This is a genomic window from Pseudomonas sp. FP2254, assembly GCF_030687695.1.
In the GTDB taxonomy this organism is placed as follows: domain Bacteria; phylum Pseudomonadota; class Gammaproteobacteria; order Pseudomonadales; family Pseudomonadaceae; genus Aquipseudomonas; species Aquipseudomonas quebecensis.
The window spans coordinates 5,163,681-5,177,101 of record NZ_CP117444.1 but is presented as its reverse complement, the minus strand read 5'-3'; the positions used below and the strand labels follow the sequence as shown (position 1 = coordinate 5,177,101).

Genomic DNA, 13,421 nt, shown 5'->3' with positions numbered 1-13,421 from the left:
GCACATCGCTTCGCTTACAGGCCGGCGGCGGTACGCAGGTCGTTGGCGCGGTCGGTTTTTTCCCAGGTGAAGGTGGTGAAAGTGTCGTCACCCACGGTCTTCTGCTCAGGCGTACGACCGAAGTGGCCGTAGGCTGCGGTTTCCTGGTACATCGGGTGCAGCAGGTCGAGCATGGTCGTGATCGCGTAGGGACGCAGGTCGAAGACTTCGCGTACCAGCTTGACGATCTTGTCATCGCTGATCTTGCCGGTGCCGAAGGTGTTCAGCGAGATCGACGTAGGCTGAGCCACGCCGATAGCGTAGGAAACCTGGATCTCGCAGCGCTCGGCCAGGCCGGCGGCCACGATGTTCTTGGCCACATAGCGACCGGCGTAGGCGGCCGAACGGTCCACCTTGGACGGATCTTTGCCGGAGAACGCGCCACCGCCGTGACGGGCCATGCCGCCGTAGCTGTCGACAATGATCTTGCGACCGGTCAGGCCGCAGTCGCCCACCGGGCCACCGATGATGAACTGGCCGGTCGGGTTGATGTGGAACTGGGTGTCCTTGCTCAGCAGTTCGGCCGGCAACACGTGTTTGACGATCAGTTCCATCACGCCTTCGCGCAGATCGGCGTAGGACACATCCGGGTTGTGCTGAGTCGACAGCACCACCGCGTCGATGCCGACGACTTTGCCGCCTTCGTAACGGCAGGTTACCTGGGACTTGGCGTCCGGGCGCAGCCACGGCAGCAGGCCGGATTTACGGGCTTCGGCCTGGCGCTTGACCAACTGGTGGGAGAAGGTGATCGGAGCCGGCATCAGCACGTCGGTCTCGTTGCTGGCGTAGCCGAACATCAAGCCCTGATCGCCGGCGCCCTGGTCTTCCGGCTTGGCGCGGTCGACACCCTGGTTGATATCGGGCGATTGCTTGCCAATGATGTTCATCACGCCGCAGGTCGCGCCGTCGAAGCCAACGTCGGAGCTGTTGTAGCCGATGTCGGTGATCACGTCGCGGACCAGTTGTTCCAGGTCGACCCAGGCCGAGGTGGTCACTTCGCCGGCGATGATCGCTACACCGGTCTTCACCAGGGTCTCGCACGCCACGCGGGCGAACTTGTCTTCAGCGATGATGGCGTCCAGCACCGCGTCAGAAATCTGGTCGGCGATTTTGTCCGGATGCCCTTCAGACACGGACTCGGAGGTGAAAAGGGAGTATTCGCTCATCTCGATGTTTTCCTGATATTTACCGATGGTGAGTGTCGCCAGCCGGTCGCTGAAAGTGGCGGACCTGAATCTGGAAACCGTTACGTAAACCTACATAGAGGCTTTCCCCGGGAACGAGTCCCGCAGCGGTGGCCCAACGGGCCAGATCGTCCTGTTCAAAACCCAACCAGAGATCACCGCAGGCCTCCCTGGCCCAATTCTGGTTGTGGCTGCATAAATCCGTCACCAGCAGGCTACCGCCGGGGTGCAGTAACCCGGCCATTTGCTTGAGGGCCTCGGCGGGCGCGGCGAAATGATGCAGGACCATATTCAGCACCACGCAGTCGGCCCGCAGGCGGGTGTCGTTCAAGGCATCGGCCAATTGCAGATCGACGTTGCTCAAGGCCTCGCGCTCGCAGAGCTGGCGCGCCAGTTCCAGCATTGCCGGGCTGTTGTCCAATGCCGTGACCTGCTGGAAGCGGCGCGCCAGTTCCGGCAGAAAACCGCCGTCGCCGGGGCCGACTTCCAGCGCCGTGGCCTCTTCACTGAAGCTCAGCTTGTCCAACAACGCCAGCACGCTGTCGCGGTATTGCGGCAAGCCGGCGATCAAATCCTGCTGGGCGCGAAACTTCTCGGCGACCCGTGCGAAAAAGTCCTGGCTGGCCGCAGCACGTTGTCCATGCACCTGGCCGATACGTGCCTGTACGTCGTTGGGCAGGCTCAGGTTATCCACTTCATCCAACAGGGCCGCGTGCAGCTTGCCGCCGAGCAGGTCGGTGTGGGGCAGGGCGCGGCGGTAGAAAATCGCATTACCTTCGCGGCGAGTGGCCACCAGGTCGGCCTGGGACAGCACTTTCAAATGGTGGCTCATGCCCGACTGGCCGATGGCGAAAATCCGCGCCAGCTCCAACACGCCAAAGGAGTCATTGGCCAATGCCCGCAAAACGTTCAGGCGCAAGGGGTCGCCGGCGGCCTTGCACAAGGCGGCCAGCTCTTCACCATCGTCGGAACGCAGGGAGGATGCGGGTAGGTTCATAAGGCCAGCAGTCTAGTGGTGGGACAGGGCGGTCGCAAGGTCAATATCAAAAAGTTTTGATATTGATCGATAAGTGGCGGTTATAAGCAGTCGCTATAGCCTTTCGGCGAACAGGTGAAAGGTTTGCGCAGACGATTGCCGTGCAAACCACAGGAAAAACCGCTTCAAGTGACTATCTGTCATTGCCCGCAGGCGGTGGCTGAGGGAAAATGCCGGTCCTTTTTTCCGTTTCTTTCCCTATCCGCAGGAGAACAGCGATGCCCAGCCGTCGTGAGCGTGCCAACGCCATTCGTGCCCTCAGCATGGATGCCGTGCAAAAAGCCAACAGCGGCCATCCCGGTGCCCCGATGGGCATGGCGGATATCGCCGAAGTGCTTTGGCGTGACTACCTGAAACACAACCCGAGCAACCCATCGTTCGCCGACCGTGACCGCTTCGTGCTGTCCAACGGCCACGGCTCGATGCTGATCTATTCGCTGCTGCACCTGACCGGCTACGACGTCACCATCGACGACCTCAAAAGCTTCCGCCAGCTGCACAGCCGCACCCCGGGCCACCCGGAATTCGGCTACACCCCAGGCGTCGAGACCACCACCGGTCCCCTGGGCCAGGGCCTGGCCAATGCCGTGGGCTTCGCCCTGGCTGAAAAAGTCCTGGGCGCGCAGTTCAACCGCCCCGGCCACGACATCGTCGATCACCACACCTATGTGTTCCTGGGTGATGGCTGCATGATGGAAGGCATTTCCCACGAAGTTGCGTCCCTGGCCGGCACCCTGGGCCTGGGCAAGCTGATCGCCTTCTACGATGACAACGGCATCTCCATCGACGGTGAAGTCGAAGGCTGGTTTACCGATGACACCCCGAAGCGTTTCGAAGCCTACAACTGGCAGGTGATCCGCAACGTCGACGGTCACGACCCGGAAGAGATCAAGACCGCCATCGACACCGCCCGCAAGAGCGCGCAGCCGACCCTGATCTGCTGCAAGACCACCATCGGCTTCGGTTCGCCGAACAAGCAAGGCAAGGAAGACTGCCACGGCGCCCCATTGGGTGACGCGGAAATCGCCCTGACCCGTGAAGCGTTGAAGTGGAACCACGGCCCGTTCGAAATCCCGGCCGACATCTACGCCGAATGGGATGCCAAGGAAAAAGGCCTGGCCACCGAAGCCGAGTGGGACCAGCGCTTCGCTGCCTATTCCGCCGAATTCCCGGAACTGGCCAACGAACTGGTTCGCCGCCTGGCCGGCGACCTGCCTGCCGACTTCTCGGAAAAAGCCTCGGCCTATATCGCCGAAGTCGCGGCCAAGGGTGAAACCATCGCCAGCCGTAAAGCCAGCCAGAACACCCTGAACGCCTTTGGCCCGCTGTTGCCTGAGTTCCTCGGCGGTTCGGCCGACCTGGCCGGGTCCAACCTGACGCTGTGGAAAGGCTGCAAAGGTGTCACGGCCGAAGACGCCAGCGGCAACTACATGTACTACGGCGTGCGCGAGTTCGGCATGAGCGCGATCATGAACGGCGTGTCCCTGCACGGTGGCCTGGTGCCTTACGGCGCAACGTTCCTGATGTTCATGGAATACGCGCGCAATGCCGTGCGCATGGCCGCGCTGATGAAGAAGCGCGTGATCCATGTGTACACCCACGACTCCATCGGCCTGGGCGAAGACGGTCCGACGCACCAGCCGGTCGAGCAATTGACCAGCCTGCGTACCACGCCGAACCTGGATTGCTGGCGCCCAGCCGACGCGGTGGAATCCGCCGTGGCCTGGAAGCACGCCATCGAGCGCAAGGACGGCCCTTCGGCGCTGATCTTCTCGCGTCAGAACCTGCAGCACCAGGCGCGTACCGACGCGCAGATCGCCGACATCAGCCGTGGCGGTTATGTGCTCAAGGACTGCGTGGGCGAGCCGGAGCTGATCCTGATCTCCACCGGTTCCGAAGTGGGCCTGACCGTTCAGGCTTACGACAAGCTGACTGAGCAGGGCCGCAATGTGCGCGTTGTATCCATGCCGTGCACCAGCGTGTTCGAAGCCCAGGACGCCGGCTACAAGCAATCGGTGCTGCCGTTGCAGGTCAGCGCGCGTATCGCCATCGAAGCGGCGCACGCCGACTACTGGTACAAGTACGTGGGCCTGGAAGGCCGCGTGATCGGCATGACCACCTACGGTGAGTCGGCGCCGGCGCCAGCCTTGTTCGAAGAGTTCGGCTTCACCCTGGAAAACATCCTGGGTCAGGCTGAAGAGCTGCTGGAAGACTAAGCCAGTCTGCGTTGTCTGTACTGGCGCTATCGCGGGCAAGCCCGCTCCCACATTTGGATCGCGGTCTGATGTGGGAGGGGGCTTGCCCGCGATGGCGTCAGAACGTTCAACACCGAACTAACCTTGACCGAGAACCCCATGCCCGAACTGCGTCCCTACAAAGTTGCACTCAACGGCTACGGCCGCATTGGTCGTTGCGTCTTGCGTGCTCTGTTCGAGCGAGGGGCGGCAGCCGGGTTTGAAATCGTTGCGATCAATGATCTGGCGGACATGGCCAGCATCGAATACCTGACACGCTTTGACTCCACCCATGGCCGATTCCCCGGCGAAGTGCGGGTCGACGGCGATTGTCTGCATATCAACGGCAACTGCGTGAAAGTGCTGCGCAGTGCCACCCCCGAGGGCATCGACTGGGCGGCGCTGGGCGTCGACCTGGTGTTGGAATGCTCCGGTGCTTATAACACCCGTGCCGATGGCCAGCGTTTTCTCGACGCCGGCGCGCCACGTGTGCTGTTTTCCCAGCCGATGGCCAGCGAGGCGGATGTCGACGCCACCATCGTCTATGGCATCAACCAGGATTGCCTGAGCGGCGATGAGCGGCTGGTGTCCAACGCCTCCTGCACCACCAACTGCAGCGTGCCGCTGTTGCGCCTGCTGGATCAGGCGATCGGCCTGGATTACGTGTCGATCACCACGATTCACTCGGCAATGAACGACCAGCCGGTGATCGACGCCTACCACCACGAAGACCTGCGTCGCACGCGTTCGGCGTTCCAGTCGGTGATTCCGGTGTCCACCGGCCTGGCACGCGGCATCGAACGCTTGTTGCCGGAACTTGCCGGGCGAATTCAGGCCAAAGCCGTACGTGTGCCGACGGTGAACGTGTCCTGCCTGGACATCACCATGCAAACCGTCAGCGACACCGATGCCGTGGAGGTCAACCGGATCCTGCGCGACGCCGCCACCCGCGGCCCGCTCAAAGGCTTGCTGGCCTACACCGAATTGCCTCACGCCAGTTGCGATTTCAACCATGACCCGCATTCGGCGATTGTCGATGCCAGCCAGACCCGTGTTTCCGGCCCCAGGCTGGTGAATATCCTGGCCTGGTTCGACAACGAGTGGGGCTTTGCCAACCGAATGCTGGACGTTGCAGAACACTATCTGCAAGTGGCCTCCAAACAACCTCAACAGTAATTCAGGAACTGCGACCCATGACCGTGTTGAAGATGACCGACCTCGATCTGCAAGGTAAGCGCGTACTGATTCGCGAAGACCTCAACGTCCCCGTCAAGGACGGTGTTGTCACCAGCGATGCGCGAATCCTGGCCTCGCTGCCGACCATCAAGCTGGCCCTGGAAAAAGGCGCGGCCGTGATGGTCTGCTCCCACCTGGGTCGCCCGACCGAAGGTGAGTTCTCCGCCGAAAACAGCCTCAAGCCGGTAGCCGACTACCTGAGCAAGGCCCTGGGCCGTGACGTGCCGCTGGTGGCTGACTACTTGAATGGCGTGGACGTGAAGGCCGGCGACATCGTGCTGTTCGAAAACGTGCGCTTTAACAAAGGCGAGAAAAAGAACAGCGACGAACTGGCCCAGCAATATGCTGGCCTGTGCGATGTGTTCGTGATGGACGCATTCGGCACCGCTCACCGCGCCGAAGGTTCGACCCACGGCGTGGCCAAGTTCGCCAAGGTCGCCGCTGCCGGCCCACTGCTGGCTGCTGAACTGGACGCGCTGGGCAAGGCCCTAGGCGCGCCGGCACAACCGATGGCGGCCATCGTCGCCGGCTCCAAGGTGTCGACCAAGCTTGACGTGCTCAACAGCCTCAGCCAGATCTGCAACCAACTGATCGTCGGCGGCGGTATTGCCAACACGTTCCTGGCTGCCGCCGGTCATCCGGTGGGCAAGTCGCTGTACGAGCCGGACCTGCTCGACACCGCCCGTGCCATCGCCGCCAAAGTCAGCGTGCCGTTGCCGGTGGATGTGGTGGTGGCCAAGGAATTCGCCGAAAGCGCCGAAGCCACCGTCAAGCTGATCGCTGACGTGGCTGCCGACGACATGATCCTGGATATCGGCCCGCAGACTGCGGCCAATTTCGCTGAACTGTTGAAAGCGTCGCAGACCATTCTGTGGAACGGCCCGGTCGGCGTGTTCGAATTCGACCAGTTCGGCAACGGCACCAAAGTGCTGGCCAAGGCCATCGCCGACAGCTCGGCATTCTCCATCGCCGGCGGCGGCGACACCCTGGCTGCCATCGACAAATATGGCGTGGCCGAGCAGATCTCCTACATTTCTACCGGTGGTGGCGCTTTCCTCGAATTCGTCGAAGGTAAAGTGCTGCCGGCCGTGGAAGTGCTGGAAAGCCGAGCCAAAGGCTGAAACGCGTGATCCGGAAAAGGAGCATTCCCATGATCAAGTCATTGGCACTGGTGTTCGCGGCGGGCCTGTTGGGCGGGTGCGGCAGCGCGCCCACTGCGGTATCGGCGCCCGAACAGCCTGCGGCGCAGCAGAAACAGGGCTGCTACCAGGCTGACTGGCAGGCCGAAACCATGCCGGTGATCAACAAGCGCATCGGCAACGAGCGGCTGGAGAAATACGACTCCGCGCCCAACGGTCAGGAACAGGGTTGCCCTTGACGGGTCTGATCAACTAACCGACAGCAGTCGCGGCCCTTGGGTCGCGTTCGAGGATTGGCAATGAAAGGCGTTTTCGCCCTGGCGGCACTGGCTCTGTTGGCGGGTTGCAGCAGCATGAACATGTTCAATAAGGCAGAACCTGCCGATAAGTGGACCACCTGGACCTGCGACAGCAAGGCCGAGGTCAACTGGCGCTTTGCCAATGCGGCCCGCAGCGAGGTGGATGTGCGCCTCGGCGGCTCGGACCAGGTCTACCGCCTTAAACAGGACGTTGCCGCCTCGGGCGTGCTGTACAGCAACGACCAGTTGGCGTTTCACACAAAAGGTGAGGAAGGCTTGGTTTACTGGGTCGCCACCGACGATTTGATCGGGCGTGGCTGCAAGGCCCAATGAGATTTCAAATTTGATGAGATCCAAATGTGGGAGGGGGCTTGCCCCCGATAGCGGTGGATCAGTCAACAGATTCATCACTGCCAGGCTGTCATCGGGGGCAAGCCCCCTCCCACACTTGCAATAACGATTCAGCAGGCCAGGTATGTAAAACCTGGCCTGCAATAACTTGAATAGCAGTCGCCGCTACGGCAGGCTTGCACGATTAACGACCCTCGACCGGGAGAGACAACACAATGGCACTTATCAGCATGCGTCAAATGCTGGACCACGCAGCCGAGTTCGGCTATGGCGTCCCAGCCTTTAACGTCAACAACCTTGAGCAGATGCGCGCCATCATGGAAGCCGCTGACAAGACCGACTCCCCCGTGATCGTCCAGGCTTCGGCCGGTGCGCGCAAATACGCCGGTGCCCCGTTCCTGCGTCACCTGATCCTCGCCGCTATCGAAGAATTCCCACACATCCCGGTGTGCATGCACCAGGACCACGGCACCAGCCCTGACGTATGCCAGCGCTCCATTCAACTGGGCTTCAGCTCGGTGATGATGGACGGCTCCCTCGGCGAAGACGGCAAGACTCCGACCGACTACGAATACAACGTCCGCGTCACCCAACAAACCGTGGCCATGGCCCACGCCTGCGGCGTTTCGGTTGAAGGCGAGCTGGGCTGCCTGGGTTCCCTGGAAACCGGCATGGCCGGTGAAGAAGACGGCATCGGTGCCGAGGGCGTGCTGGATCACAGCCAGATGCTGACCGACCCGGAAGAGGCTGCCGACTTTGTGAAGAAAACCCAGGTGGACGCCCTGGCCATCGCCATCGGCACCAGCCACGGCGCCTACAAGTTCACCAAGCCACCGACCGGCGACGTACTGGCCATCGACCGCATCAAGGAAATCCACAAGCGCATCCCCAACACCCACCTGGTGATGCACGGTTCGTCCTCGGTACCGCAAGAATGGCTGGCGATCATCAACCAGTACGGCGGCGACATCAAGGAAACCTACGGCGTACCGGTTGAAGAAATCGTCGAAGGCATCAAGTACGGCGTGCGTAAGGTCAACATCGACACCGACCTGCGCCTGGCGTCCACCGGTGCCATGCGCCGCCTGATGGCCACCAACCCGAGCGAATTCGACCCACGCAAATTCTTCGGCGCCACCGTGACCGCCATGCGTGACGTGTGTATCGCTCGTTATGAAGCATTCGGCACGGCCGGCAATGCATCGAAGATCAAGCCGATCTCGTTGGAGGCGATGTACCAGCGTTATTTGAAAGGTGAGTTGAACGCTAAGGTGAACTAAGCCTCAGGCGTTACAAAAGAAGCCCGCAGCGATGCGGGCTTTTTTGTGCTGTGAACGTGCGATGCGGTCAAAATGTGGGAGGAGGCTGGCGCCCTAGTTCGGTGTGGCCGTCACCCGCTAAGTGAATGAGGCGGCGCTCACTCATGATCAATATCCAGCTTGTCGAACGTCACCTTCGCGCCTTCCTTGCTGTCCCCGCTGTTGTCCTGCACATAGGCGCCGGCCTTGAAGTACAGCGGTTTGGCGCCCCATGCCGCGCCGATGCGTTCGTTCCATTCGCCATCGGCGGCATACACGCTGAGTAATCCGGCCTTGTTGAGGTTGATTACGTAGGTAAAGCTCTTGTCCAACGGCACGTTGGAGGCGACGGTGATCACGCGGCTTTCGTCCTCATCCGGGCGCATGCGCACTTTGGCGACGATGTTGCCGGTCTGGGTCTTTTCCTTGAATTGGTACTCGAGCTTGATCAGCGGTTTCTGGCTGTCATACGCGTGAATCTGGCCAATGACGATCTTGCCGCTGGAGGGCACCTGGTTGACGGCCAGGGTGGCGCGCAGAAAATTGTCGGCGTCGGGGTAGGTCCAGTTGCGCAAGCGGCCGTCGGCGTAGGTTTCGCGCAATTCGCTGCGGGGGTAGATCGCGTTCTCGGTGCGCGTGCCGGTGACGGGTGTCCAGAATTGCACGTTGCTGCCTTCGGCCTGGAAGTATTGGTCCTTGAAGCCGCTAAGCAGTTTAGGCGTGTCGATGGTCGCGGGGGGCGAGCCGACGGGAATGCTCAGGTTCCAAGTGGAGAGGTCAATCATGGCGTAGGCCTTTTACAGAAGGGTGTAGGCTATGGCCCTCAGGGCCAGTCAGGTTCTTTATAGGTGCTGTGCAGCGGATTGTTAAACAATTGCTGGCAATTTATTGGCGCCAAATGAATGCCAAAAAGCCATGTTGCCCATGAACCGTGGGTTGCAGGCACTGACCGTTAGTCGGCTTCCTGAAATTTGGCGCAATGATGGCACCGAGGTTACTTCTGCTTTTCCAGAACCGGGGCTAGAGTGAGGCCTCAGTGTTTGTCCGGGTTTTCTCTCAGAAATGACCGGAGCAGCGATCTAAGGAAGAGACGTAGCATGGAATGCGCTCCACACCACGGCGATGGCAGTTCGGTTCTTCTGGTGGTCGACGACTACCCGGAAAACCTGATCAGCATGCGTGCGCTTTTGCAGCGTGAGGATTGGCATGTGGTAACCGCCGCTTCCGGTGTGGAAGCCCTGGAGTTGCTGCTGCAGCACGATGTGGACCTGGTATTGCTGGACGTGATGATGCCGGGCATGGATGGCTTTGAAGTCGCCCGCCTGATGCGCGGCAGCCAGCGCACCCGCATGACCCCGATCATCTTTCTGAGCGCCAACGCCCAATCGCCCGCCGCCGTGCTGGAAGGCTACGCCAGTGGCGCCATTGATTACCTGTTCAAGCCGTTCGACCCGCATATTCTCAAGCCCAAGGTCCAGGCACTGCTGGAGCACCAGCGTAATCGCCGCGCCTTGCAGCGCCTGAGCCATGACTTGGAGTCGGCTCGCGCGTTCAACGCCTCGGTGCTCGACAACGCCGCCGAAGGCATCCTGGTGGTGGGCGAAGAAGGCGTGATCCAGTACGCCAATCCGGCCATTTCGCGCTTACTCAATGCGACGCTCAACGAATTGCAGGGCCAGACGTTCCTGAGCTTTTTGCAAAAGCCCCACGTGCCCAGCTGGTTGGATTCGCAGATGTACGCCGGTTATCGCACCGGCCAGACCTGGCGCCTGCACGACGCCATGCTGCGCACCGGCCGCGGGCAGCAGGTGCCCGTGGCGTTGTCCTGCGCCCCATTGCCGTCCGAGCAGAAGGCTATGGTGGTGACCGTGCTGGATATGTCTGAAGTGCGCCACCTGCACCAGCAACTGGAGTTCCAGGCCGTTACCGACCCGCTCACCGGCCTGCTCAACCGTCGTGGGTTCTACCAGGCCGTGGAAAGCACCCTGTCGCGCAGCGAGCGCGTCGAGCAATCCCTGGTGCTGCTGTACCTGGACCTCGACGGCTTCAAGCGGGTCAACGACTCCCTGGGCCATGACGCGGGCGACCGGGTACTGCGCTGGGTATCGGAACAACTGCAAGGTTGCCTGCGTTCCTACGACATTGTCGGACGCATGGGCGGCGATGAATTTACCGCATTGCTGGAGCTGGACTTCCCTGAGCAGGCGGCGAAAATTTCGGAAAAACTGATCGAACGGGTGTCAGTCTGCCAACAGGTCGACGGTTTGGATGTGATGCTCGGCGTGAGTATTGGTATCGCCACGTTTCCTGACTGCGGCTCGGATTTGAATGGTCTGCTGCGCGCCGCTGATATTGCAATGTACGAAGCCAAGCGCGCCGGGCGTCAGCAATATCGCTATTTCGACCAGGAAATGAACGGCCGGGCTCGCTCGCGGCTGATGCTTGAAGACAGCGTGCGCACGGCCATTGAAAACAAAGAATTCATCCTGGTCTACCAACCGCAGGTGTCGTTGGAGGACGGGCGTCTGCGCGGCGTCGAGGCGTTGTTGCGTTGGCAGCACCCAAGTGTCGGCGACGTGCCGCCGGGGCTTTTCCTGCCGCTGCTGGAAGAGGCGCGGCTGATCAGCCAATTGAGCATCTGGATCTACCAGCAGGTCGCCGCACAGCGCCAGGCCTGGCACACCACCTTCGACGAGGAGCTGGTGCTGAGTGTGAGTCTGAGCAGCAGCCAGTTCAATATGCCCAACCTGGCCAACCAACTGCAGCAGATGCTGGAGCGCTACGGCTTGCAAGGGCGGCAGTTGGAGGTGGAAATCGGGGAGGACTGCCTGATGAGTAACCGTGAGGAGGCCATCAAACAGCTTAAGTTGCTGCGCCGCATTGGTGTGCGTATCGCCCTGGATGACTTTGGTTCCGGCCAGTGTTCCCTGGCGCACCTGCGTGATCTGGAATTTGACACCTTGAAGCTCGACCCCAAATTGGTGGCGCGTCTGCCGGGCTCGGCACGGGACGCGGCAATGGCGCGCAGCATTATCGAGTTGTGCGGGCATTTCGAGGTGCTGGTGGTGGCCGAAGGTGTGGAAACCCAGGAGCAGGCCCAATGGCTCAAAGCCCAGGGCTGCACGTTTATCCAGGGGCCATGGGCGGCGCAGCCGTTGATAGCCGAGGATGTCGCCGACTGGTCCCGCACCCGCGCACGTTGAATTGGTACACTGGCGCCCTTCAAATCTTGTTGCAGACCCTCATGACCGCGCTGAAATACCTCCAGGCCTACCCGGTTGCACTACAGGAGCAAGTGCGTCAGATGATCGCCACTGACCAGTTGGGCAATTATCTGGAGCAGCGTTATCCCGAGCGCCACGCGGTGCAGAGCGACAAGGCCTTGTACGCCTACGCGCTGGCCTTGAAGCAGGAACACCTGCGCAACGCGCCGGCCATCGACAAGGTCCTGTTCGATAACCGCCTGGACCTGACCCACCGCGCCCTCGGCCTGCACACCACGATTTCAAGGGTGCAGGGCGGCAACCTCAAGGCCAAGAAAGAAATCCGCATCGCCGCCTTGTTCAAAGAGGCCGCACCGGAATTTCTGCGCATGATCGTGGTGCATGAACTGGCGCACTTCAAAGAATCGGACCACAACAAGGCGTTCTATAAACTCTGCCAATACATGATGCCGGACTACCATCAGGTGGAATTCGACCTGCGGGTCTACCTCACGTATCGCGACCTGCTGGGCAAACCCTGACCGCACAAGGCCAATGACCATGGATGTGAGCAAGACCAAAAGCAGTTTCTACCGTCGCCTCTACGTCGCCTACCTGATCGACAGCGGCCAGGCCAGCAACGTACCGGCGCTGACCGACGCGACCGGCATGCCCCGGCGCACGGCCCAGGATACGATAGCGGCGCTCGCCGACCTGGATATTGTGTGTGAGTTCGAGCAGGAGGATGGCGCGCGTAACCATGCCGGGTGCTATCGGATTCGTAACTGGGGCGCGATTGATCGGCGCTGGATCGAGGCCAACCTGGCGTCGATCAAGCGCGTGCTGGGTTATCCCTGAGGGCTTTCTCCGGTGCGCCGCATGCCGATATGAGGAATGTCGTCCTCCAGGTATTCCTCTCCCGCCACCACGAACCCGTACCGCCCGTAGTAACCCTGTAAGTGCGCCTGGGCTGACAGAAAGATCGGGGTTTCAGGCCAGATATCGTCAATCTGCTTGAGGGTTTCTTCCATCATCCGATGGCCTAACCCGGTGCCCCGCGCCAGTGGGGCGATAATCACACGGCCGATTACCACATCGCCGCCCTGGGACTCCGGGTCCAGCAGGCGCAGGTAGGCCACCAGCTTATCGTCCCGCCAGCCCATCAGGTGGTAGGTGTCACCGCTCAGGTCCTGGTCATCGATGTCCTGGTAGACGCATTTCTGCTCAACCACGAACACTTCGTTACGCAACCGCAGGATGGCGTAAAGCTGCTCCTTGCCCAGGTCATTATGGTGCTTGCAGACCCAATCAACAGTCATGGTGTGTTCTCGCTCGAATGTCTGTGCTTGATAGTAAGCGCGGCGGGCGGCTCTGTCTAAATGGTCTATTGTTGAGGGCGAGG

The 13,421-nt window shown here is 61.0% G+C and carries 13 protein-coding genes; 9 read left to right on the top strand and 4 right to left on the bottom strand.

What is annotated here, in order from left to right; translation table 11 throughout:
* Positions 1-14: 14 nt before the first annotated feature.
* Both metK and PSH94_RS23875 read right to left on the bottom strand, forming a co-directional pair.
* Positions 15-1,205, bottom strand: a complete 1,191-nt coding sequence (gene metK / locus PSH94_RS23880) for a methionine adenosyltransferase (RefSeq protein WP_034115338.1) — start codon at positions 1,203-1,205, stop codon at positions 15-17.
* A 19-nt stretch (positions 1,206-1,224) separates the two neighbouring features.
* Positions 1,225-2,220, bottom strand: coding sequence for a metalloregulator ArsR/SmtB family transcription factor (locus PSH94_RS23875; protein ID WP_181080678.1), 996 nt, complete (start codon positions 2,218-2,220; stop codon positions 1,225-1,227).
* Between the two features lie 257 nt (positions 2,221-2,477).
* On the opposite strand from PSH94_RS23875, the gene tkt reads away from it, so the two are divergent.
* The 6 genes from tkt (at position 2,478) to fba (ending at position 8,798) form a co-directional block, all read left to right on the top strand.
* Complete coding sequence (gene tkt / locus PSH94_RS23870) at positions 2,478-4,475, top strand: transketolase (RefSeq protein ID WP_181080679.1); 1,998 nt, start codon at positions 2,478-2,480, stop codon at positions 4,473-4,475.
* A 138-nt stretch (positions 4,476-4,613) separates the two neighbouring features.
* Entirely contained in the window at positions 4,614-5,669 is a 1,056-nt protein-coding gene (gene epd / locus PSH94_RS23865; protein ID WP_181080680.1) for an erythrose-4-phosphate dehydrogenase, read from the top strand.
* A gap of 17 nt (positions 5,670-5,686) precedes the next feature.
* Complete coding sequence (locus PSH94_RS23860) at positions 5,687-6,850, top strand: phosphoglycerate kinase (protein ID WP_253509676.1); 1,164 nt, start codon at positions 5,687-5,689, stop codon at positions 6,848-6,850.
* 29 nt (positions 6,851-6,879) lie between these two features.
* The gene (locus PSH94_RS23855; RefSeq protein ID WP_181080682.1) at positions 6,880-7,107 is read left to right on the top strand and encodes a hypothetical protein; all 228 of its coding nucleotides are present in this window, start codon (positions 6,880-6,882) and stop codon (positions 7,105-7,107) included.
* Positions 7,108-7,167: 60 nt separating this feature from the next.
* The gene (locus PSH94_RS23850) at positions 7,168-7,500 is read left to right on the top strand and encodes an MliC family protein (RefSeq protein WP_181080683.1); all 333 of its coding nucleotides are present in this window, start codon (positions 7,168-7,170) and stop codon (positions 7,498-7,500) included.
* 233 nt (positions 7,501-7,733) lie between these two features.
* The gene (gene fba, locus PSH94_RS23845) at positions 7,734-8,798 is read left to right on the top strand and encodes a class II fructose-bisphosphate aldolase (protein ID WP_003177554.1); all 1,065 of its coding nucleotides are present in this window, start codon (positions 7,734-7,736) and stop codon (positions 8,796-8,798) included.
* A 137-nt stretch (positions 8,799-8,935) separates the two neighbouring features.
* Here the strand turns inward: fba and PSH94_RS23840 are convergent, their stop codons facing one another.
* Positions 8,936-9,601: a polysaccharide lyase family 7 protein gene (locus PSH94_RS23840; RefSeq protein ID WP_181080686.1), complete on the bottom strand. Its 666-nt coding sequence runs from the start codon at positions 9,599-9,601 to the stop codon at positions 8,936-8,938.
* Positions 9,602-9,913: 312 nt separating this feature from the next.
* Here PSH94_RS23840 and PSH94_RS23835 point away from each other — a divergent pair, with 312 nt between their 5' ends.
* From PSH94_RS23835 to PSH94_RS23825, 3 genes are read left to right on the top strand one after another with little or no spacing between them, the layout of a single operon-like run.
* A complete protein-coding gene (locus PSH94_RS23835; protein WP_181080687.1) occupies positions 9,914-12,019 on the top strand; it encodes a bifunctional diguanylate cyclase/phosphodiesterase in 2,106 nt (701 codons plus the stop codon).
* A gap of 41 nt (positions 12,020-12,060) precedes the next feature.
* Positions 12,061-12,561, top strand: coding sequence for a M48 family metallopeptidase (locus tag PSH94_RS23830; RefSeq protein WP_181080688.1), 501 nt, complete (start codon positions 12,061-12,063; stop codon positions 12,559-12,561).
* 19 nt (positions 12,562-12,580) lie between these two features.
* Positions 12,581-12,877 (top strand): helix-turn-helix domain-containing protein, encoded by a 297-nt coding sequence (locus PSH94_RS23825; RefSeq protein WP_181080689.1) that lies wholly within the window; start codon positions 12,581-12,583, stop codon positions 12,875-12,877.
* Here the strand turns inward: PSH94_RS23825 and PSH94_RS23820 are convergent.
* Entirely contained in the window at positions 12,868-13,338 is a 471-nt protein-coding gene (locus PSH94_RS23820; protein WP_181080690.1) for a GNAT family N-acetyltransferase, read from the bottom strand. The two genes, PSH94_RS23825 and PSH94_RS23820, sit on opposite strands and share 10 nt — an antisense overlap.
* Between the last annotated feature and the right edge of the window lie 83 nt (positions 13,339-13,421).

Excerpts from the sequence above, each read along its gene's own strand:
- PSH94_RS23875 (WP_181080678.1), bottom strand. The coding sequence starts at position 2,220 with ATGAACCTACCCGCATCCTCCCTGCGTTCCGACGATGGTGAAGAGCTG.
- PSH94_RS23820 (WP_181080690.1), bottom strand. The coding sequence starts at position 13,338 with ATGACTGTTGATTGGGTCTGCAAGCACCATAATGACCTGGGCAAGGAG.
- PSH94_RS23850 (WP_181080683.1), top strand. The coding sequence starts at position 7,168 with ATGAAAGGCGTTTTCGCCCTGGCGGCACTGGCTCTGTTGGCGGGTTGC.
- PSH94_RS23835 (WP_181080687.1), top strand. The coding sequence starts at position 9,914 with ATGGAATGCGCTCCACACCACGGCGATGGCAGTTCGGTTCTTCTGGTG.
- PSH94_RS23830 (WP_181080688.1), top strand. The coding sequence starts at position 12,061 with ATGACCGCGCTGAAATACCTCCAGGCCTACCCGGTTGCACTACAGGAG.
- PSH94_RS23860 (WP_253509676.1), top strand. The coding sequence starts at position 5,687 with ATGACCGTGTTGAAGATGACCGACCTCGATCTGCAAGGTAAGCGCGTA.
- PSH94_RS23840 (WP_181080686.1), bottom strand. The coding sequence starts at position 9,601 with ATGATTGACCTCTCCACTTGGAACCTGAGCATTCCCGTCGGCTCGCCC.
- PSH94_RS23855 (WP_181080682.1), top strand. The coding sequence starts at position 6,880 with ATGATCAAGTCATTGGCACTGGTGTTCGCGGCGGGCCTGTTGGGCGGG.
- fba (WP_003177554.1), top strand. The coding sequence starts at position 7,734 with ATGGCACTTATCAGCATGCGTCAAATGCTGGACCACGCAGCCGAGTTC.
- metK (WP_034115338.1), bottom strand. The coding sequence starts at position 1,205 with ATGAGCGAATACTCCCTTTTCACCTCCGAGTCCGTGTCTGAAGGGCAT.
- epd (WP_181080680.1), top strand. The coding sequence starts at position 4,614 with ATGCCCGAACTGCGTCCCTACAAAGTTGCACTCAACGGCTACGGCCGC.
- PSH94_RS23825 (WP_181080689.1), top strand. The coding sequence starts at position 12,581 with ATGGATGTGAGCAAGACCAAAAGCAGTTTCTACCGTCGCCTCTACGTC.
- tkt (WP_181080679.1), top strand. The coding sequence starts at position 2,478 with ATGCCCAGCCGTCGTGAGCGTGCCAACGCCATTCGTGCCCTCAGCATG.